The sequence below is a fragment of the Pseudoalteromonas sp. C8 genome (assembly GCF_011378685.1).
Classification (GTDB): Bacteria; Pseudomonadota; Gammaproteobacteria; order Enterobacterales; family Alteromonadaceae; genus Pseudoalteromonas; species Pseudoalteromonas arctica.
Map to the genome: position 1 here is coordinate 80,282 of NZ_WTKT01000010.1, position 21,391 is coordinate 101,672.

Annotated in this window: 20 protein-coding genes; 11 read left to right on the top strand and 9 right to left on the bottom strand. The window is 38.4% G+C overall.

The genetic code is table 11. From position 1 onward, the window contains the following. Nucleotides 1-930: 930 nt before the first annotated feature. The 3 genes from GQR39_RS11445 to GQR39_RS11455 all read left to right on the top strand — a co-directional run bounded on the left by GQR39_RS11445 (nt 931) and on the right by GQR39_RS11455 (nt 4,099). Nucleotides 931-1,809 (top strand): tetratricopeptide repeat protein, encoded by an 879-nt coding sequence (locus GQR39_RS11445; protein WP_165735678.1) that lies wholly within the window; start codon nt 931-933, stop codon nt 1,807-1,809. Nucleotides 1,810-1,920: 111 nt separating this feature from the next. Beyond that, nucleotides 1,921-2,223, top strand: a complete 303-nt coding sequence (locus GQR39_RS11450) for an H-NS histone family protein (protein ID WP_007586043.1) — start codon at nt 1,921-1,923, stop codon at nt 2,221-2,223. A gap of 124 nt (nt 2,224-2,347) precedes the next feature. Next, entirely contained in the window at nt 2,348-4,099 is a 1,752-nt protein-coding gene (locus tag GQR39_RS11455; protein WP_165735679.1) for a DEAD/DEAH box helicase, read from the top strand. 35 nt (nt 4,100-4,134) lie between these two features. Here the strand turns inward: GQR39_RS11455 and GQR39_RS11460 are convergent, their stop codons facing one another. After that, nucleotides 4,135-4,470 carry a ribonuclease E inhibitor RraB gene (locus GQR39_RS11460; RefSeq protein WP_007378192.1) on the bottom strand — a complete coding sequence of 112 codons (336 nt, stop codon included), beginning with the start codon at nt 4,468-4,470 and terminating at the stop codon, nt 4,135-4,137. A 214-nt stretch (nt 4,471-4,684) separates the two neighbouring features. Here GQR39_RS11460 and GQR39_RS11465 point away from each other — a divergent pair, with 214 nt between their 5' ends. The 3 genes from GQR39_RS11465 to GQR39_RS11475 are packed head-to-tail and all read left to right on the top strand — an operon-like array spanning nt 4,685 to nt 11,036. Then, nucleotides 4,685-6,409, top strand: coding sequence for an autotransporter assembly complex family protein (locus tag GQR39_RS11465; RefSeq protein ID WP_165735680.1), 1,725 nt, complete (start codon nt 4,685-4,687; stop codon nt 6,407-6,409). Then, nucleotides 6,409-10,098, top strand: coding sequence for a translocation/assembly module TamB domain-containing protein (locus tag GQR39_RS11470; protein ID WP_165735681.1), 3,690 nt, complete (start codon nt 6,409-6,411; stop codon nt 10,096-10,098). Before GQR39_RS11465 ends, GQR39_RS11470 begins: the two co-directional genes overlap by 1 nt. Before the next feature lie 32 nt (nt 10,099-10,130). After that, nucleotides 10,131-11,036 (top strand): peptidylprolyl isomerase, encoded by a 906-nt coding sequence (locus GQR39_RS11475; protein ID WP_165735682.1) that lies wholly within the window; start codon nt 10,131-10,133, stop codon nt 11,034-11,036. Between the two features lie 252 nt (nt 11,037-11,288). Here the strand turns inward: GQR39_RS11475 and queF are convergent, their stop codons facing one another. Continuing rightward, entirely contained in the window at nt 11,289-12,134 is an 846-nt protein-coding gene (queF, locus tag GQR39_RS11480) for an NADPH-dependent 7-cyano-7-deazaguanine reductase QueF (RefSeq protein ID WP_024590784.1), read from the bottom strand. 59 nt (nt 12,135-12,193) lie between these two features. Here queF and syd point away from each other — a divergent pair, with 59 nt between their 5' ends. Then, nucleotides 12,194-12,733 carry a SecY-interacting protein gene (gene syd / locus GQR39_RS11485; RefSeq protein ID WP_165735683.1) on the top strand — a complete coding sequence of 180 codons (540 nt, stop codon included), beginning with the start codon at nt 12,194-12,196 and terminating at the stop codon, nt 12,731-12,733. A 63-nt stretch (nt 12,734-12,796) separates the two neighbouring features. Here syd and GQR39_RS11490 read toward each other — a convergent pair whose 3' ends face one another. The 3 genes from GQR39_RS11490 to GQR39_RS11500 form a co-directional block, all read right to left on the bottom strand. Further along, nucleotides 12,797-13,570, bottom strand: a complete 774-nt coding sequence (locus GQR39_RS11490; RefSeq protein ID WP_002958242.1) for a Zn-ribbon-containing protein — start codon at nt 13,568-13,570, stop codon at nt 12,797-12,799. Between the two features lie 13 nt (nt 13,571-13,583). Next, the gene (locus GQR39_RS11495) at nt 13,584-13,850 is read right to left on the bottom strand and encodes a hypothetical protein (RefSeq protein WP_010553684.1); all 267 of its coding nucleotides are present in this window, start codon (nt 13,848-13,850) and stop codon (nt 13,584-13,586) included. Nucleotides 13,851-13,946: 96 nt separating this feature from the next. Beyond that, nucleotides 13,947-14,183, bottom strand: coding sequence for a DUF2789 domain-containing protein (locus GQR39_RS11500; RefSeq protein WP_002958240.1), 237 nt, complete (start codon nt 14,181-14,183; stop codon nt 13,947-13,949). 153 nt (nt 14,184-14,336) lie between these two features. Here GQR39_RS11500 and GQR39_RS11505 point away from each other — a divergent pair, with 153 nt between their 5' ends. Then, entirely contained in the window at nt 14,337-14,990 is a 654-nt protein-coding gene (locus GQR39_RS11505; RefSeq protein WP_121954064.1) for a GNAT family N-acetyltransferase, read from the top strand. A gap of 851 nt (nt 14,991-15,841) precedes the next feature. On the opposite strand, the gene GQR39_RS11510 is transcribed toward GQR39_RS11505, so the two are convergent. Next, a complete protein-coding gene (locus GQR39_RS11510) occupies nt 15,842-16,141 on the bottom strand; it encodes a DUF3301 domain-containing protein (protein ID WP_165735684.1) in 300 nt (99 codons plus the stop codon). After that, nucleotides 16,142-17,170: a DUF3549 family protein gene (locus tag GQR39_RS11515; RefSeq protein WP_010553683.1), complete on the bottom strand. Its 1,029-nt coding sequence runs from the start codon at nt 17,168-17,170 to the stop codon at nt 16,142-16,144. Nucleotides 17,171-17,274: 104 nt separating this feature from the next. Between GQR39_RS11515 and GQR39_RS11520 the strand changes: the two genes are divergently transcribed. Genes GQR39_RS11520 through GQR39_RS11530 form a run of 3 tightly spaced genes read left to right on the top strand, consistent with a single transcriptional unit; the run spans nt 17,275 to nt 18,801 of the window. Continuing rightward, complete coding sequence (locus GQR39_RS11520) at nt 17,275-17,595, top strand: YqcC family protein (protein ID WP_165735685.1); 321 nt, start codon at nt 17,275-17,277, stop codon at nt 17,593-17,595. After that, nucleotides 17,588-18,352: a tRNA pseudouridine(65) synthase TruC gene (gene truC / locus GQR39_RS11525; protein WP_024593675.1), complete on the top strand. Its 765-nt coding sequence runs from the start codon at nt 17,588-17,590 to the stop codon at nt 18,350-18,352. The genes GQR39_RS11520 and truC overlap by 8 nt, the downstream gene beginning before the upstream one ends. Next, a complete protein-coding gene (locus tag GQR39_RS11530; RefSeq protein ID WP_165735686.1) occupies nt 18,352-18,801 on the top strand; it encodes a flavodoxin in 450 nt (149 codons plus the stop codon). The genes truC and GQR39_RS11530 overlap by 1 nt, the downstream gene beginning before the upstream one ends. 64 nt (nt 18,802-18,865) lie before the next feature. Here GQR39_RS11530 and GQR39_RS11535 read toward each other — a convergent pair whose 3' ends face one another. Beyond that, a complete protein-coding gene (locus GQR39_RS11535; protein ID WP_007586008.1) occupies nt 18,866-20,446 on the bottom strand; it encodes a LysM peptidoglycan-binding domain-containing protein in 1,581 nt (526 codons plus the stop codon). Nucleotides 20,447-20,601: 155 nt separating this feature from the next. Then, nucleotides 20,602-21,375, bottom strand: coding sequence for a hydroxyacylglutathione hydrolase (gene gloB, locus GQR39_RS11540; protein WP_165735687.1), 774 nt, complete (start codon nt 21,373-21,375; stop codon nt 20,602-20,604). Nucleotides 21,376-21,391 lie beyond the last annotated feature (16 nt).

Sequence of the window (21,391 nt, forward strand, 5' to 3'; positions counted from 1 at the left end):
ATTTTTGTTTCTGGCATACCATTGCTTTCAGGGCTTGGCTGATTCTGACGAAACTTCCTCTCCTAGAAGCCGTAGAAGTAAGCTTTCTGTGGTCGTATAAAATAACTAGGTATTATTGCCGCTACTAAGGAATATACTAACCTTATTATTTTAAATAAACGACTAATAAAACTCAGTTGGTACGGTAAAAAGCCTCATTATCTGTACGTAAAAACTTCTTAATATTAATTGATTACCAAGCATATAATGCTTTTTTCTTGATGACCAATGATTATATAAATTACTAATATTCGGCTGGTAGGTAACTTATTGGCTCTGTCATCAAGGTCAGTATACTTATGATTTTCTTTTCGAGTAACTAACCTAGCAATAAGTATATAAGGAAGCGTTGGCCAACTGGCTCAATGTAAGTTGAATTGATTTATCACTGTATCCTAATGCGTTAATAACTTTATATAGAATATTCTTTAAGTGGAATTTCAAAATGAGATTTATTCTCAGCTGTTTGTCATTATCAAGAATTATGCAGACCAAAAATCAAGCTATTGATTCTACTATCAGCCTTTTTTATCTTAAAGTAACAACCCTGGTCATTTTATAAGTTTCTTAGGTGAGCGATAAAGGAAGCAAGTCTACGAGTTTTTCTACTTAATAGGTTTGATGTTATTAATAATTTTGAGTGGGCTAGAAGTTTGCATTAAAAATCTGAATTTCTCAAAGTAATTCGCGTCTCACATAGCCAAAGAGTTATTCAAGAGCTCTCAAAGCTTCTCAATTTTTTTGCATTAAAGTGTATTTAACTTTTTATTTTTAATTAAAGTTGGAAATACCTTTATTATTGATTATATTAGATGTTGTATATAATTTAAACTTATTACGTTATGAAGTTTAAGATTGATTAATGGATATAATTCTTATAAAGAGGGAAATATGAAAGCGATAGTAAAGTTACTGCTCATTTTAAGTGTATTACTGTTTAGTCAGAATGGCCATTCAGAAGAAATTACTGAGTGCGATACAAAAGTATGTAAGCAACGTTTTAAAGATTTTAAAAAATATGCGCGCAAAGATATCCCACAGGCGACGGAGGTATTAGGGACATTTTATTACAAAGGGTACGGTATAGAAAAAAATCATAGTAAGGCACGACGTTATTTTTTGAATAGTGCGAAATATGGAAGTCCTACAGCCCAATTTAAACTAGGGTTAATGTATTTAAATGGTGAAGGTGGTAATGTTGAAGTTAAAAAAGGAATTAATTGGTTAGAGTGGGCTGCTAAAAATGACGTTACTGCAGCAAATTACTTTTTAGGTCTATTTTATATTGATGGTAAACTAATTGATAAAGATTATAAAAAAGGTAAGACTTATTTAGAGGCTGCATCCAATGAGGATTATCATAAAGCTCAGTTTGTTTTAGCAAAGTATTATGAATTAGAGGAAAATAACCAAGAAAAAGCTGTTGAGTATTATAAAAAGTCAGCATATTTTGTAGAAGAGTCTAATCTTCGCTTGATCTCTCTAGGTATAAAATTGCCACAAACAGATCCTAACTTATCAATTGAGAGGATTGAAGTTAAATCAGAATCGTTAAACGACATGTTCGATGAATTACTAGCTGCACTGAGATATATACCTGCTCCAGGCAAACCTACGGGTTCAAATGTAGTTGGAATGGGTTGCCGAAATCAAGATTCCAATTGCGGATTTATTGTCGATCCAACTGAAATTGAAAGATTTATAAGAGATATGCAGTGGCAGTTTTCTGATCCAACATTAACACAGGCTATGAGGCCAGTTGATTTGTAATATTTGACTTAAATTCAATATAACATAGTAATTTAAAGTATTACTTGGTTTGTTCTAACGTATTAAATTACAATACTATCAAACTTGATTTACTTATTTAGCGAGATACAAATGAAAGAAGTCCGATCTTTTATTAAAACAGCATCATTAACGGATCTTGAAAAAGCTCAACAGCTTATCAATGATGCAATTTCAAAATATACCCAGCAGCAAAAAGCGAAACAGGAAGTTTTGGATCTTTTAAAAGAAAAAGGACTTACGCTAGAAGATTTACAAGATGGAGCATCTGACAAACGTACTAAAGTTAAGCCTAAGTACCGCATGGAACTTAATGGTGAGACTATTGAATGGACAGGCCGTGGCCGTCGTCCTAAAGCGTTTGAAGGTGTTGAGCTTGAGAAATTTTTAGCTTAAAGCTAAATATAAGAGAAGCTTCGGCTTCTCTTTTTTGTTTACCCCTCAATAAAATATAATTAAAGTTTAAAACTCCCAGCTATTATTTGCTAAAATCTCTTCACTCAAACTTATTTGTTTTCCCATGAGCTATAAACTAAGACCTTACCAGCAAGAAGCCGTAGAACGAACCGTTTTACACTTTAGAAAGAGTAATGATCCTGCCGTTATTGTGCTACCGACCGGTGCAGGTAAAAGCCTTGTTATAGCTGAACTTGCCCGTATTGCTAAGCAAAAAACATTAGTACTTGCTCATGTAAAAGAGTTGGTAGAGCAAAACTCGCAAAAGTATAAAAGTTTTGGTTTAGAGGCGAGTATATTTTCAGCCGGTTTAAAAGAAAAGTCATTAAACCATCAAGTAACCTTTGCTAGTGTGCAATCACTTTCTCGTAATTTAAATAAATTAAATGAGCATTATTCGTTACTTATTATTGATGAATGCCACAGGGTGAATGGGGATAAAAAAAGCCAGTACGGAAAAGTAATAAGCAGTTTAAAAGAATATAACCCTCAGTTAAAAGTATTGGGTTTAACAGCAACACCTTATCGGCTAGGAACGGGGTGGATATACCATCATCATTATCATGGCTTTGTTAAAGGGACTAAAGAAAGCCCGTTTAAAAGTTGTATTTTTGAATTGCCGCTCAGGTATATGATCAAACATAATTATTTAACGCCGCCAAACGAAGTTGATGCAGCGATTAGCCATTATGATTTTTCATCTTTAGATAGTAATGCATTTGGGCAATATACGACTGATGATATGAATGCGCTTTTAAAAAACAGTGAGCGCGCAACGAAAGCTATATTACAGCAAGTAATTCAATACAGTGAAGAGCGTGAAGGTGTTATGGTTTTTGCCGCCACGGTAATGCATGCTCAGGAAATATTAAGCTACCTACCAGCTCATCAAAGTGCACTTATAACAGGTGATACGCCAAACACTGAGCGCGATAAAATCATTAAGCAATTTAAAACTAAGCAATTAAAGTATCTAGTTAATATATCGGTACTAACAACCGGCTTTGATGCGCCACATGTCGACTTTATAGCTATTTTAAGACCTACAGAATCAGTTAGTTTATATCAACAAATTGTGGGGCGAGGATTGAGGCTATCTGAATCAAAAACGGATTGCTTAGTAATAGATTATGCTGGCAATGGTTTTAATTTATTTCACCCAGAAGTAGGCGATAAAAAAGGCGATAGTGATAATGAACCTGTGCAGGTACTTTGTCCTGGCTGTGGTTTTGCGAATATATTTTGGGGTAAAACTGATTCCGCAGGAAAAGTAATAGAGCACTTTGGCAGGCGCTGTAAAGGGCTGTTAGAAGATGATGATGGGCATAAAGAGCAGTGCGATTATCGTTTTAGGTTTAAAGAGTGTGAGCAGTGCGGTGCCCAAAATGATATTGCTGCACGTAAATGTCATGATTGCGGCTCAGTAATGGCCGACCCTGATGATAAGTTACGTAATGCATTAAACTTAAAAGACGCACTTGTGCTTCGATGTAGTGGGTTATCGGTAACTCAAATTAAAGATGAACTTATTAAAATAACGTATTTTGATGAAGATGGTGCAAGTTGCGATGAGGTATATAACCTCGCAAATAAAGGCGGGCAATTTATATTTAACAAGCAATTTGGTCTACGAGTAGGACTTGGGCAAACACCTATTAATTTTAAAACTGCAGCGCAAGTAGTAAACGCACAATTTGAATTAGTACCACCGGATTTTGTTATTGCACGAAAAAGCAAAAAGTATGGTTGGAAAGTGGCTGATAAGCTATTTGACTATAAAGGGGGTTTTAGAAAGGCAAATCAGTTAAGCCGCTAAGCTTAACTGATAGAGTACATTGAACTAAAAGGCGATTAAGCCTCGTCACCGTCCATTAATCCCCAGCCATCACCGTATCCATTAAAGCTATTAGCAATACTTTCAATGTATTGCTCTGCTTGTCCTAGAAGGGTGTGCTCTGGCACCATTTGTACTTGAGTGATTACTTCCCAAACGCCAGTGTCTTTACATTTTTCAAGCTCAGCATTTTGAACTAATGCATCAGAGACTATTTCTTTAGCAAATTTTTCAGCATCGGCTTCTTGTTCAAATAAAATAAAAAAATCGACTTGGTGCATTTTATTTAAATCAATGCCAGCAGCGGCTATTTCGGCTAAAAGTTGGCCGTTATCATCATCAGGGAATTGCATTAAAAACTCATTTAAAATTAATTTTTTATTCGTAGGCACTATTGTAACTAAAATATTGTCTTAACGCGTACTAATTTTAATTATGCTGATATTTATTCAAAGTTAAATTTACGCGTTAGATTGTTATTAAGTTAATGTGTTGCTCATTATGGCTATGCTAATATGCGGGTAATTAACCAGTTTTTTGTTAGATATTAAAAGTAAGGATATTTACTTGTTTATTAAGTTTTTACGTTGCATGTGTGTTGTGAGCGCTTTAATTGCGACAAATAGCTATGCGGCAGAAAAAGTCATAGAAGATTACGAAATTGAAGGGTTAAGTGGCGATTTAGAAAATAACGTAGCTCTTTACCTCAAGCAGTTAATTGGCGAGAAGCCAACCCGTACACTTCGCCGTTATGCTCAAAAACAAGTACAAAATAGCATCAAAGCACTTGGCTATTATAGCCCGACCGTCGAGGTTATTTATGATAAAGACGACAGCGAACTAATTGTTAAAGTTGAACGGGGGCCTGCAACTCGCATAGAAGCAATTAATATTACGCTAAACGGTGATGGTCAAAGCGATACCCAATTACAGGCATTGATTAAAAGCAATCACTTAAAGCAAGGTGATGTTTTAAATCATGGTAAATATGACTCTGCTCATAAAAAAATAGAATCTATGCTACTAGAGCTAGGTTACTTTGATGCTAAGTGGCCAGCGCGCAAATTAGAAGTATCGCTTAAAAAAAATAGTGCTGTTATTACTTTCATAATTGATACCGGAGTTAGGTATCAGTTTGGCGATATACAAATTGCTAGTAATAACCCAGCTGAAAAATATATACGTTCTTTAGCCCCCTTTACTCAAGGACAGCCTTATAAGTCAACAAAAATAGCAGACTACAATCTTGACTTATCAAGCACTCCTTATTTTGCAAGCGTGCGTGTTTATACCGATATTGTTGCACGTAAAAATGGCCAAGTACCTGTTAAAGTAGAGGTATCATCCAAGCCTGCGAATAGTTTTGAAATAGGAGCAGGCTTCACTGAAACAGAGCCTAGGGTTCGCTTTAAATGGACGAAGCCTTGGATTACAGAAAATGGGCATTATTTAGAAACAAATCTCAATGTTTCTGAAAAACAGCAGAATATTTCAATGGCTTATACCGTACCTGTAGATGATCCTAACGATGATCTATGGCGCTTTTCTGTCGGTTATAAATTAGAAGATGAGCTCGCTGAAGATACCTACAGCGAAATATTAACTGGCCAATTACAGCGCCAATGGTTAACCGAAAATAAGTGGGTGCGTACTGCATTTTTACGCCGCGACCAAGAAACCTACCGCATCGGTGATGAAGACGAAGAAAGTACCGAAATGTTAATGCCTGGCATTAGCTATGCTCGCAAAAAATCAAAAGGCGGCACGACTCCTTATTGGGGAGAGCAGTGGCTTATATCTGCTGAGTTTGGCTTAGATGATGTGCTTTCGAGTACTAATTTGATTAGGGTTCAAATGCAACATGCATGGCTACGCACTTATTTTGACCGCCACTTGGTGTTTTTAAAAGCGAATGTGGGGGCAATGCTTGTTGATGATATTGAAAACGTACCTTACTCACTGCGCTTTTACGCTGGTGGTGATCAAAGCGTTCGTGGCTTTGCATATCAATCAATATCGCCAGAAAATGATGATGGCGACCTCATCGGTGGTAAATACTTACTAACCAGTACAATAGAGTACAACTATCAGTTTGCTAGAAATTGGCGAGCAGCTTTATTTGTTGATGGTGGTACTGCGACTAATGATTTTTCGGATGACTTTGAAGTAGGTGCTGGTTTTGGTTTTCGCTATTTAACACCTGTAGGCCCTGTGCGCATAGACCACGCTTGGGGATTAACAAAAGAAAGTAAAAGCACACGTTTAAGTATTACCATAGGGCCAGAAATTTAATGTCAGTATTAAAAAAGATAACAGCCGCCGTAAGTGCTATTTTTGTCACGTTAGTTGTTGCACTATTTTGTTTGTTATTTACCGCACCCGGTAATCAATTTATTGCTTATAGTGCAAACAAAGCGGTAGATGGACTACATATTGAAATTAAAGATGGCCGTTTTATTTATAATGATGCCTTTAATGTACGCTTTGCTAGCAACGGATTGGACTTTAATGCACAACAATTGAAAATTGATTTGTTTTGGTGGCAGTGCGATGGAATTTGTATAGATAACTTAAGTGCTAAATCTATAAATTTAACATTACCAAAAACTGCAGAGTCACAAGAAGAAGCCGCGGCAGAGCCGCTTGAAAAAATCAGCTTACCTTTTAATATTGCTGTAAAAAACATTGCGATCAATAAATTTACTCTAGAGCATCCAAGTGCAAACGTAAGCGTTAATAACTTTAAACTCTCAGCAAAAGCAGAGGGTTCAAAGCTGACGGTTAAAAGCCTGAATATTCCCACCATACTTGTTGCTTTAAAAGAGCAAGAACAAGATGCGAAAACACAAACGGCGCAAAATACTCAAGCGCCTTTAACGCACCTACCCGCATTACCTAATATAGAATTTACTTCACCACTTGACTTAATTGTTGAAGACTTTGAAATAGCTAAAATTACGATTGAGCAAAACGAAGCCCTACATGTTATTGAAAACATCTCGCTGCAATTAAGTGTGGAAGATGCGGTTATTAACTTAGAGTCATTCTCAGCAAAGTATGAGCAGTGGCAGCTTAATACGCACCTTAATGCTGAGCTTGCAGGGAACTTGCCCGTAAAAGGGGATGTTGTTTTACAAAGTGACGAGCATCAAGCCAATTTGCAGTTGAATGGGGACTTGTCAAACCTAAACCTAAATTTAGAAACGCAGGGACAATATCCGCTTAGTTTAACGGCAACGGCAAATTTAAAGCAGAAAAACTATCCGTTTGAGTTAAATGGCAAAATTAAACAGTGGCTTATTGATGCACAAAGTAATGAGCTTAAAGTGCGAAATGTAAGTCTCAATGCACAAGGTAATGCTGACGACTATCAGCTTAGCCTACAGGGGAATAGCCAATTAGGTGCGTACCCAGCTGTTGACTTAAATACCCAATTAAAAGGCAGTCTCACCAAAGCAACTTTACAAGCGCTAAGCATTAAAGCAAACGAAAGCAGTGCAACTATAAAAGCCAATGTTGATTGGCAAAAAGGCATACTGGTTAACTTTAATGGCACGCTTGCTAACTTAAAAGCGCAGTACTTAACTGATGCCGCTACCAGTGACATTTCAGGACAGTTTAAAGGCTCGTTTAATGCAGCTGACGACAAGTGGCAGCTACAAATGAATAATACAAAGTTAAGCGGATTACTTAACGACGTGCCACTAGAATTTGCCTCAAACTTTAAGCTCGACAACACGTTAAAAGCTAATATTGATAGCTTTTATTTAAGTAGCGGCACCAATAAATTAGCACTAAGCGGGCAAGTTGATGATACTTGGCAAGTTGATGGCAAAGTAACGCTAAAAAGTGATGAAAAAGCTAATATCCCATTTACTGCCGACGGCAACGCAAATTTAAAAGTGAGAGGGGAAAGGTTAACGCCCTCTGTTGATTTAGCATTAATACTCGATCGCTTTATTTTTGATGAAATAAACATTAATAAATTATCAGTAAAAGGGCAGTTAGATACCGCTGCCGATTGGCAAACCGATGTATCGGTAAGTGTTGGTTCGGCGCTGGTGGCCGACCAACAAATTAATAGTGTTAAAATTGATGCCAGCGGCGATAAAACAGATCACCAACTTACGGCATCTGTAGATGCCGAGCAAGGCAGTATAGAGCTTGAAGTTAATGGCAAAATTAATAATGCCACTTGGAATGGCGAGCTTAGTAATGTAACGCTTAGCGATAAAAAGCTTAGTTTTAGCAACACTAAAAATATCGCCATTATGTTTAACACTCAAACTAGCGACTTTAATGTAAGCGCGCATTGTTGGGCATCTGAGCAAAGTGAATTATGTATAGACACGCTAGCTCAAACAAAAGAACTTGGTCAGCTAAATGCTAAACTAAGCAAATTAGCGCTTGAGGAGCTTAAGCATTTTTTACCTAATAGCATTCGTACTCGCGGTAATATAGCTGGCGATGTAGCACTTAATTGGCAAAGCGGTACGCTTAAAACATTACGCGCAAATATCGATTCTAGCGACTTAGAAGCGGTGCTTACCTCGGAAGAAGATCGTTTTAAATTACCAATCGAAACTCTAACTATTAGTGCGTTTTCGGACTCTCAAATTAGCAAGCTTGAAGCTAATTTAGAATCAAGTGTATTAGGCAAAATTAATACACAAATTAATATCGATGATATACAAAATACGCAAGCGCTTAACGGTACCATTAACATCGATAAAATACTCCTTTCAGACTTACAACCATTTCTTGAAACCCTTGAGCAGTTAAAAGGTGGTATTAGCGGAAAGGTCTCGTTAGCTGGTACGTTAAAAGATCCTTTATTAAATGGAGAGCTTAATGTTAGCGATATTAGTTTAGAGGGCGAGCAATTACCTATAGCGCTGCAAAAATCAAATATAAACGTATTGTTTGATAAAACAACGGCCACAATAAAAGGCAACTTAAACGACAACCAGGGCGGTAAAATAAATCTCACCGGTGACGTTGATTGGCAAGGTGCGCAACCTGCTGTAAATGTGGCGGTAGTTGGTGAGCAGTTTTATGTACGCGCGCAGCAAGGGGTTACTTTTAAAGTATCGCCAGATTTAAAAATAGGCTTGGCTAATAACGCACTCAAGCTTGCTGGTGAGGTAGTTGTGCCTTACGGTCGTATAATGATTGAAGAGCTCCCAGAGGGCGCAGTGCAAGTTAGCGATGATGAAATTATTGTTGATCAAAAAACCGAGGCCACCGAAACAGTTCCGTTTGATTACGACATAGATTTAAAAGTGATTGTTAAAAACGATGTAAAAGTAGAATCGTTTGGCTTGGAATCAAAAGTTGCGGGTGATTTAGCTATAAAAATGAATCAAGGTGCACCAATTATAGCCACAGGTGAGCTTAACTTAATTGAAGGTACTTACTTAGCCTTTGGGCAAGATTTAATAATCAGCACAGGGCAAGTCGGTTTTAGCGGTTCAATTGAACAACCATTTTTAAATATTAAAGCAATACGTAACCCCGATACGACTGCAAATGGTGTCATTGCAGGGGTTACGCTCACGGGTAATGTTGAACAACCAACACTTAAAATATTTTCTGAGCCTGCGATGGATCAAGCTCAAGCACTCGCATATTTACTTAATGGCCAACCTTTAGGCGATGGAGAAAGTTCGTCAAGCGATGCTATGCTCACACAGTTATTACTCTCTCAAGGTGTTAGCCGCAGCGAAGGGGTTGTTTCTAAGGTAGGTGAAACCTTTGGTTTGTCAGATGTAAGTTTAAGCTCATCAGGTAGTGGTGATAGCACCAAAGTAGAAATATCAGGTTACGTAGCACCCAGCTTACAAGTTAAATATAGCGTGGGTGTATTTGATTCGCTCAGTGAAGTGGCTGTGCGTTATCAGTTACTTTCACAGTTATACATAGAAATAACGAGCGGGCTATACCAAAATGTTGATGTGCTATATAAGTTTGATTGGGAATAACCAAAACTATAATAATTATAAGGATATAAGCGATGAAAAAAATTATATTGCCAGCTCTGCTTAGTGCTTTATTGAGCGGTTGTGCTCAACAACTAGGTGATGATGTTGCTAATCAAGAGCTACCTTTATTGAGCGCGAGTGAGGTAATTGCTAGTGCAACAGATAATGACTGGCGAGTAGTGGACGCTCAAAATATTTTAAAGATAACACTGCCAACGGGCGATGCGTATATTGAGCTTAATGAACAGCTTGCCCCAAAGCACACTCAAAATATTAAAAAGTTAGCGCGAGAAGGGTTCTATAAAAATACTAGCGTTTATCGGTTTGTTGAAGGTTTTGTAGCGCAAGGTGGCGATAGCTCGAGTAAAAAGTTAATTAAAACGACAGATAAAACAGTTCCTGCTGAGTTTTATTTAACAACAAATAAACCACTTTTAATTACTGAGCTAAATGGCGACGGATATGCGCCAGTTAACGGTTTTTTAAACGGCTTTGCAGTAGCTCAAAATTCAGCACATACGCAAACATGGCAAGTACACTGCAGTGGTGTGTTTGCAATGGCGCGCGATAACGATATAAATAGTGCGAGCACGGAGTTTTTTGTAACGATAGGGCAAGGGCCGCGTTATCTTGATAAAAATATTACGGTGTTCGGCCGAGTGCTAGAAGGGATAGAGCATTTTAACCGTTTAGCGCGTACACCAATTGAAGGTAAAGCATTTAATCCAATTACGAATATACAAGTGCTTGGCGATGTCCAAAGCGATAAAAGTATCTTTAAAGTAATGAAAACAAATTCACCGGTGTTTAAAGATTTGATCCGTGCTCGTAAAGACCGTAATGAACCATGGTTTGTTAAAGCACATAACTACGTTGATGTGTGTGGTATGCCTATACCCACTAAGCGTGAAGTTATACCAATCCGCAATAATACTTAATCATTTTGCGGGGCTAAACGTGTCACCTGCGTTAAAAGATTCTCATTTACGACTGCATGGATGCAGAAGGTAGAGCAATGCAGGAGCAATTGCCGAGAACAACTAAATAGCGAACTTTTTGCCTAGCTATCAACACGTTTTCCCAGCCTCAAAATAGCTCACTTAATTAAGCGAATTGGTATTAATTAAATATACAAATAGAAAAGGAGCCTAGGCTCCTTTTTTAATACTCATATTTCAGTTTAAAATAAACTACTGACGATTAATTTTAACTGCAAATGGCGTATCGTTATAATGCGTAGAGCGATACGGGTTTATATCAAGCCCGCCGCGACGAGTATAACGCGCGTAAACCTCTAACTCTTTAATATTAAGTTGTGTTGTTAAATCGCTATAAATACGCTCAACACACTGCTCATGAAATTCGTTATGCGTTCTGAACGAAATTAAGTAACGCAGTAACGATTCGCGACATATTTGCTCGCCTGTGTATCGTATAATCACACTTGCCCAGTCAGGCTGGGAGGTAATTAAACAGTTCGACTTAAGTAAATGGCTGTAGAGCGTTTCAGTAACTACGTTATCACTTTTTGCCTTAAGTGAATTAGCATCAATATCGTAATTATTAATTTCAATATCTAAGTCATCAATACATTCACCTGGCAGCGCCGTACACGGTAAGCAATTGTAATCATCAGGATTGTATAAAGTCACTTTGACAGGGCTGTTAACCGCGTTTGATAAATCATCAATTAAGTGCTGTTTTACTACATCAATGCTTTCAAATCGGGTTTGGTTAAAGCTATTCAAATAAAGTTTAAACGACTTTGACTCAATAATATGGCTGCTTTGGCATTCAAAGGTAAATAAGGCTACGGCAACTTGCGGTTTACCTTTATTGTTTAGCCATGAAAGCTCGTAACCTGTCCAAATGTCTTGGCCTTTAAATGGAAGCTCTGCTTCGTCAATATTTAAAGCATCACGATTTAGTTTGCGCGCAATAGGGAAAAGCAAGCTTGGCGTGTACACGTCTACATACTCAGTAGATTGGCCTAATACGCTACCTTTAAGGTCTGGAGAATTGCTGTAATCTGTCATGTTTGCTCTTAAATAGTTACAATAGGGACATTATATCTAATTTAAATGAGTTTCACAGTATGTCTGTTGCATTGCTTATAGAACAACTTCATCAAACATTTAGCGAAAATACCCTGAAAAATACCGCAAAGTACCCACTTATTGTGCACGACGAGCAATGGCCAAGCCCGTGTGAAGTTGGCGAGGTTGACGAGCAAGGTAACATTCAATGGCAGGGGGCGCGTCAGCAACCTGCAGGTTCGCTTAATGATTTAGCCAGCGCACTTGAGCTTGATTTCCCAAAAGAGCTTAGCGAGCTATATGGGCATATGTACGGTGGAAGCATTTCAGCAAATATTGATGGGCATCAGGTTGAATTACTACAAGCATGGAGCGAAGAAGACTTTAATTTGTTACAGCAAAATATAACGGGTCACGTTTTAATGAAACGCAAGCTCAAGCAGCCAGAAACGGTATTTATTGGTTTAATAGATCAAGATGATTTGCTAGTGAGTATATTGGTGCACACTGGTGAAGTATGTTTAGAGCACGTAGGCAAAAAAACACACCATGTACTTGCACCTAACATTAATGCTTTTTTAAAGGCATTAGAGGTTTAAAACGTGTTTAATAAATCAGCTTAGCGTCATCACTAAGCTGATTATAAGCGCTCACTAAAGTTGTTACTGAAAATCCCACGATATATTAGACACTAAGCCACACGGCTCACACCTAAAGTCGAATAACCCAAACCACGATTCAGGTAATTTCCAATCGCCATTGCAGCTAGGGCATTTTCGTTCAAGTTCAGACGCTTTATCTACGCCGCCTACACGGTATAAATAATAATAGGTTGGCTTTTTAGTTAAAAAACTAATTCGCTTTGTTATGTCTTTTCCGCGTCTGTATAAGTCGCTTTGGATACTCGATATTTCTTCAAGTGCCGGAAACTCACAACGGGTTGCGCCATTAATTTGAATTTGATCGCAGGCTTGCCAATCTTCTTGCCATTTTATAAGCGTTTTATAGTCACCATTAGCAATTGCCGGAATACGAAATAACGGCACAGGCAAAAAGTCATCACCACAATAAAGCGGGCTACACGTATGCACATAGGTTGTGTATAAAATATAACTTGATGGTTCTTTGCAGCAATCAGCGCCGTTGGAGTGAATATCTTGTCCAATCACTTTTACTTTTGGCGCAAGTAGCCCCGCACTATGTAACTTTTCGATACTGTGCTTAACAAACGGGCTGTTATTTAGCGGGTGCATTGCATCTTCAGTAGGGCACATTACACGGGTAATAAAAAATCCATCTTTTAAAACGGTTGGAAATTCTTCCCCCATTATTTGACCATTAAAACGCAGTGCATTTACTAAGCGATTTATTGCTTGTTCGGCTTGTTCTAGGGTGGTGTCTTGGTAGCAATCAAAAGTTAAATCAACAACGAACATTTATAGTCTCAAATTATTTTTGTTCTAGCAGTGCAAGAAGTTTATCGAGTTTTTGCTCAATTCTATCTAATTGACTTGTTTTAAGCTCAGTGCTATCTGACTGCTGTGGGTTTCTCATGAAGTTATTAATTGAATCAGGATTGTTTTTATATTGGCTTACTGCTGCAATAATCATCGGCATTGGAACCGGTTGTGCCAAACGGCTTTTAGTTAGTGCTACAGTAGGGGTTTTACCTTCATCGAGAAGGGCTTTGATTGCATCAAATACAACTGAATTCATTAGATATATAACTCTTTAATAAAATAAATACGCAGCATATAAATGCTGCGCAGATGCTATGTTAGCAATAAATAAGGGAGGGTACATTAAATAAAATTACTTACTTTGACGAATGCGTACATCTAACTCGTCAATTACTTCACTCCAATCACCGTCTTGTGCAAGCGATTCAGCTAAAAAGTGCTGTTGTGCCTCATCCCAAAAAGAAGCTTCTTGGAGTAGTGTTGTGTCTTCTAATTCATGTGAGGCAATAAATGCATCTATTTGTTCATCAGAATTAGGTAATCCAAGCTGTGCAAATAGTGTATTGATGTCGTGTTTAGTCGTATCCATGATATTGCTCCTTTAAACGAATGAAAACTTATTCTAAGGATTAACTCTACTCCTAGCTAGTTAAACTCTCGCTGAATTTACGGTTAATAATTTTAGGTATATAGTTAGGTATAAAGTTAAACAGTCTACAGCTAAAATAATAAAGGAAATACAATGAGTGTAACCACGCCAGCTGATACGTTCAGCGTACAGTATTTAGCCGCAGAAGATATTAGCACTGCAGCAAGCCTAATTTATCAGGCTTATCATGACGATCCTGTATTACAAAACATGCTTAGCTACAATGACGAAAATAAATCAGTATACGAAAAAAAATTACGATCATTAATTCGCGAAGAGCTCAGTAGTTTTTGGCAAGAAAAGCAGCCATTAATTGGTTTATACCGCAACGATAAATTAAAAGCAGTAGCGTGTGTATTTGAATCTAATAGCCAATTACAAGCGCAGCGTTATTGGCACTGGCGTTTAAAATTAATGCTGAGTGCGGGCTACTTACAAACAAATCAATTAATAGATAAAGAACAAACAATTAGAGATGCCCTTAAAGAGAAAGGCAATTACTACTTCTTAGCTTTTATTGCCGTAGATCCACATTTTCATGGGCAAGGGTTTGGTCGTTACTTACTACGAGGGCTTGATGATTTAGTTAAATGTAACGCTGAGTCAACGGGGATGGCTGTATTTGTAACGCGTAGAGAACACACTGAATTTTTTAAAACCGAAAAGTTTGAAGCATTTAAACACCTTACTTTTAACCAAGTAGAGGGCGAGTTACTGTTTAAATCAATAATTGAGCCAACTATTTAAAATTATGATGTAAGCCAATGCGCCCAAACGGACGTAAGGTCGTGAGATATATCTCACATTATCGTGAGCATTGTCAGTTAAAGGCTATTGATAAGTAGCCTTTTTTCATTCAAGCTATTGTTATTTAAAGTTTATTTTTATTTTTCATTTTTGTGACGTTTATTTATTTAATGTTAAGTCCTATTTCTCCCCCCTGATTGCTTTAAACTTCTCTTCGTCAAGACGACATAGCTCAATGATTGAGTTACTGCCAAGGATACGGAATAGGCAACATAGCGGATGCTAGCATGAAGCATAAAGGACAAGCTAAAACGGATACAAGGAAGAATAAGGAAGTGCATGAAGCACTTAGTAGCTAGGAGTTACTTTAGGATAATCACGGATGACGCTACAGGAAGTAGCAGGAGCGTTAGTTTACGCAGGACGGCCAAGATGGCAAGTGGACATTGCAGGATGCAAAAGTGGCAGGAGCTACTTTAAAGGATTACCAGGGATGATGCTACGGGATGTAGCTAAACGATAGATTTCGTGGGTTTGCCAAGATGGCTATGGATATTGCAGGATGCAAAAAGTGGCAGGAGCTACTTAAAAGGATTACCAGGGATGATGCTACAGTATGTAGCCAAACGATAGATTTCGTGGGTTTGCCAAGGTGGCTATGGATATTGCAGGATGCAATGTGAGGGTAAACAAGGTTGTTTACTCGTTCAGGGGATGATAATACGGATTTAAGATAATGGATATCTAGCAGGATGCAGTCCAATTGGGGCGTAACTTTAGTTACGCCTTAGTTTTTTGTGTTGAATTAAGTTTATCAACTTAAGACAAGTACTCTTAAAGTATATTCAGTTTTATATTTTATGCGGTGGAACAACCACACTTTTCAAAAACTCATTTTCCATAATTAACACACCTTGATAAGCATTTTCACCATCGCTTGAAAATTCAAATACAAATTCACTTTTGATGCCTGGCTTGCCGTTCTTTAAAAAACCAAAGCGGCGTTTTGTGCATGCAACACTCATCAACTGCACCTGCAATTGCTCACTTTGACGTTTAGCATGAACGTTCGCCGCTTCAGCAACCTTTCGGTTAAGCCAAAATAAGTAAATTACACTACCAATAAGTATGAACGTCCATAAACTTGCCATTTAAGAGAATAACCTTCCAATTGCACGCGCGAGGGTTTCGCTACGATTTTCTTTACGTAATAAGCCTAATAAATGCGGGCGAATAGTCGGTATTGCAACTAAGTCAGCAAAAATACTTGGAAACAATTCTTCAATTTTTTGATGATGTGCGCAATTATCCATAAATACATGTAAGCGTTCAGGGTTCTCTAATTGCTTAAAACACCGCCCAGCTATTGTTAGTAACACGTCAGAGTCGTGCCTCACTGGTGAGCTTAGTACAGTATCAACTAATTGAGCGCATAACCCTTGAGCTTGACCTTTTGAAACAGATCTTAGTGCTGCTGTTATAGCTACTGTATCGTTATTACTAATTGCGGCCTGCGTGTAATCAACAAGTAACTCACTCATTGATGTTGGTATTTCAACGTGTTCAAGCATGGCACTGAGTGGTTGCAGTACTTCAATGGGTAAATGCGCCCATGCTTTTTGCAGATTACTTAAGTTTGTATCGCTGTCTAAGCGTAGTGCAAAATCGGCAATACCCTGCAGTGCAACACTTTGCCAATTATCAAAACCAATTTTACCGCTAAAGTATAACTGTGCATGCTCGTAATACTGTGACGCAGGCTGTTTTAATAGTACTTTTACTTGGGCGTTAAATGCCGCTAATTTATTTGCGTTTGGTGTAAAAACATAAGGGTTATTATCAAGTTTTCCATCGGCTTGCTCACCTGTAATTTCAGTGCCTAGCGCTTGAATAACCATATCAGCAAAGTGATCGCGACTAGCACTTACAAGCATACTTTGCTCATCAAGTGGAAACTTTAAAAACCATACATAAGGTTCTTTACTGGCTTTAGTATCCCAAAATTGAATAGCGAGCCAAGCATGACCAGCAAGAGGATAAGGGTAAGGCACTTGAGCTTGTTCAATAGCTAAAAATTGTTTTTTATCAAGCTTAGTAATGTGCCTGCCAATATCAAAAGCACGCCACTGAGTACCCGCACCATCTAAAAGCTGACCTAATGTAGCTATTTGATCACTCATTGTTTTCTCAACTGTTTTTACTGCAAAATTACATTAATTATACGTCATAGCCGCCTATGAGGGAACAGGGTATAATTGCATTACATATATAAAAGAGGGTGGTTATGTACCAGCAAACCCAAACTTATTTAGTGCAGCTAACGGCACTTTTACAAAAACACGCGCTTTGGCAAAGTGAGCCAATAGACGCTGATGCACTGCTTTCAAATACTCCTTTTTGTCACGATACAATGGCGTTTGAGCAGTGGTTACAATTTGTATTTATTGATAAAATACAGCTATTAATAACGCACAAGCAACCACTGCCACGTAACTTTGCTATTGCCCCTATGGCGCAAATGACACTTGTGAATAAAGTGAGGAGCGATGAAATAATTGAATTACTAACAGCCCTTGATACCTTTTTAGGAGAACCAAATGAGTGAGCGTCCAGCGCCTATTGAATATGGCGAGCTGACTATTTTGTATCAAGATGAAAACTATGTGGCTATAAATAAGCCTTCAGGTTTATTAGTGCATCGCTCGTTTTTAGATAAACACGAAACCCAGTTTGCTATGCAAATGTTGCGCGACCAGCTAGGGCAACATGTATTTCCAGTACATAGGCTCGATAGACCTACGTCGGGCGTATTGCTGTTTGCACTGAGCTCTGAAGCTGCTCGCGATATGAACCAGCTATTTATTGAAGGTACTATTGCTAAACGCTATTTAGCCTTAGTGCGCGGCTTTGCGCCAGAGTCAGTATTTCTAGATAAACCGCTTAAAGAAGAACTTGATAAAATAGCCGATAAGTTTGCAGATCAAGATAAAGCACCGCAAGAAGCGCAAACCCAGTTTAATTGCTTGCACCAAGTTGCATTGCCTATTCCTATTGGTAAGTACCCAACAGTGCGTTACTCGTTGGTTGAGTGTTTTCCAAAAACAGGGCGCAAGCATCAAATTCGCAGACACTTAAAGCACTTATCACTGCCTATTATTGGTGATGTAAATCACGGTGATAACCAGCATAATCAATTTTTTAGGGAGCATTTTGAGCTAAGACGCTTAATGTTATTTGCAACAGAGCTTAGTTTTGTGCACCCTTATAGTAATGAATCAATAACAATTAAAGCGCCACTAGGTGAAGACATGCTTGAAATATGTAAGCAGCTAGGTTGGCCAGAGCAAGAAAAGGATTATTAATGGCACATATTAGTATTTTTGTAGGCAGCGTTAATGGCGGTGCAGAGCGTTTAAGCGATGAAGTTGCAGCCACAATAGAGCAAGCGGGTCATACTGCAACAGTAATTACTGAAGCATCACTTGATGATATAAGAAATGCATCGCATATTCTAATTGTTACCTCCACAACAGGCCAAGGTGATGTACCGAGTAATTTGGCAGGGTTATACTTTGCAATGAATAGCACTTTCCCAATGCTTACCGATAAACCGTTTGGTGTAATTGCAATGGGTGACAGATGTTACGGCGATACATTTTGTGGCGCAGGGCGAAGCTTTGACGAGCTACTACGCGATTTACAAGCAAAGCCTGTGGGCAACCGCCTAGAAATAGATGCATGTGAAGATTTTGAACCATGGCCGGTAGCCGAGCCTTGGTTAAAAGTATGGCTAGAAAAACTACCTGCTTAATCCTTAACTTTAAGGTATTAAAAAGGAGCGCATGCGCTCCTTTTTACTTTTGTAACTTTATAAATTAACTACTTCTGACATCTACTTTAAGTTTTAGCTTTTGGCCAGGTTGTAAGTATTTTTGACCGGCTAAATTATTCCACTTAATAATTTCGTTAACGCTTAGATTAAACTTAGACGCAATACGTGCAAGTGAGTCACCACGGCGTACTTTGTATGTAATAGTACGGTTGGTACTTGCCGTTGCTTGTGGTTTATTAGCTGACTTATACACAGTTAGTTTTTGATTTAGGCGCAGTACAGAGTTTTTCTTTAGCTTATTCCATTTAGCCAGCTCATCCATAGTTACGTCATATTCGCGGCTAATGTCCCATAACGTGTCGCCACTTTTAACTGTGTGCGAAAGCTTTGTGCGAGTTGCTTTATTAGCAGCTAAACGCATCTGCTTTGGTAAATGCTCGCTATTTATAGCGCCATCAGTAAGCGGGACTAATAATTCTTGGCCTACTTTAATCGTATTTGATTTGAGTTTATTAAGCGATCGGATTGCACTTGAGCTTGTTGTAAACTTTTTGGCAATTACCGATAAGCTGTCGCCTCGAGCCACAATATAACGCTGCCAGCGTAATCTATTTTTAACATCAGTGTTTGCTAGTTTTTGGCTAAATTCCTCTGCTTTATCAACAGGTAATAATAAAGAATGAGGGCCATTAGGATCAGTTGCCCAGCGGTTAAAACCGGGGTTTAATCTGTATAGCTCAGTAAGCGTCATATCGGCCATATCAGCAGCAAGTGCTAAATCTATTTGCGAGCCAACATCAACCACTTCAACCACTTGTGCATTAATTACTGGTTGCCATGTAACGTTAAAATCATCTGAGCGTTTTAATAAATCGGCAAGTGCTAATAACTTTGGTACGTAGGCAGTTGTTTCGCTTGGTAAATCAAGAGACCAAAAATCGGTAGGTAAATGCTTTTTACGATTCTTTTTAATCGCGCGCATCAAGCGCCCTTCACCCGAGTTGTAAGCAGCAATTGCATTTAGCCAATCGCCTTCAAGTGTTTTATGTAAATACGATAAGTAGTCAAGTGCTGCGCGAGTCGACTGCACTATGTCGCGACGACCGTCGTACCACCAGTTTTGTTTTAAATCGAATCGCTCACCGGTTGCAGGCATAAACTGCCAAATGCCCGATGCGCTGCGATTAGAATAACCAAACGGGTCAAATGCACTTTCTACAATAGGCAGTAGTGCAATTTCGATTGGCATTTCGCGCTTTTCTACTTCTTCAACTATAAAGTGTAAGTAAGGTTCTGCACGTTTAGAAATACGATCTAAATAGGCTTGGTGGCGAGCGTAATAATTACGTTCAGTAACAACAGGGCGGTTTTGCGGTATTTCGATAGAAAGTTGGTAGCGAATTCGCTCCCACACATCATCAAACACGGGAGCTTCTTGCTCATCAGGGTCAACTTGCTGATATTGTGCGTTTACCATCAATGCATTGTTAATGTCGTTAGGACTTGCGCCTTCGAGTTGTTGGTTTGCTTGCGTGGCGACTTGAGAGTCTGAGTCTAGAGTTGTCACAGTTTGACAACCACTTAGCGCTAACGCCAAGGCTACTAATAGGGGAGATTTATTCATAAATACCAATACATCGGGTAAAAAACTCGGCGAATACTACCTGTTATGAGTTAACATTGCCACTTAATGACTTTTTAAAACGCAGAAATAGAATCATCACTATATCTTAAGTTAATGATTCTAATAAAATAAATATTAAAGTATTAGTTTGTGCATTAAAAATTGTCTTTGAACTGTCTCAGACTAGCAAAGTTTCCCCAAGGTTCATTGTTTTTTGTAACCGAGATGAATTTTTCTGGCACTAACTCTGTAATGGTTGGCAAATCGCTACGCATAAATGGATTTATTTTTAGCTCCTGTCCAATAGAAGTGGGTAGGGAGATTTGGTTATTACTACGTAATTCATCTACTTTTTTACTGTACGCGAGTAGTTCTGGGTTACGTGGTTCAACCGCTTTGGCAAAGGCAAGATTAGCTTGCGTGTATTCGTGCGTGCAATACACACTGCAGCTTGCAGGCAGCTCTCTTAGTTTATTAAACGATTCCCACATTTGCTTTGGCGTGCCTTCAAATAAGCGCCCACATCCACCGCTAAACAATGTATCGCCTGTAAAAGCAAGTTCATCATTTGTATAGCAAATATGATCAAGCGTGTGCCCAGGAGTTGCCAAAATATTAAAGTTAATATTAAGCACACTGATGCTTTGACCATCAGTGAGTGCGTGAGTGATGCCTTTAAATGGACTATTTGCGGGGCCATAAACCGATATATCTGGATAGGCGTCAACTAATGCAGCTACGCCATCAGTGTGGTCGTAGTGATGATGCGTAATTAAAATACCACCAAGCGTTAGTTTGTGCTCAGCTAGATACGCTAATACGCTCTGTGCTTGGCCTGGATCGACTACCCATGCTTGGTTACTGTTATCGGTAGTTAAACACCAAATGTAATTATCAGAAAAGGCTTTAATTGCTTTGACTTGCACCATGGTAAATTGCTCTATA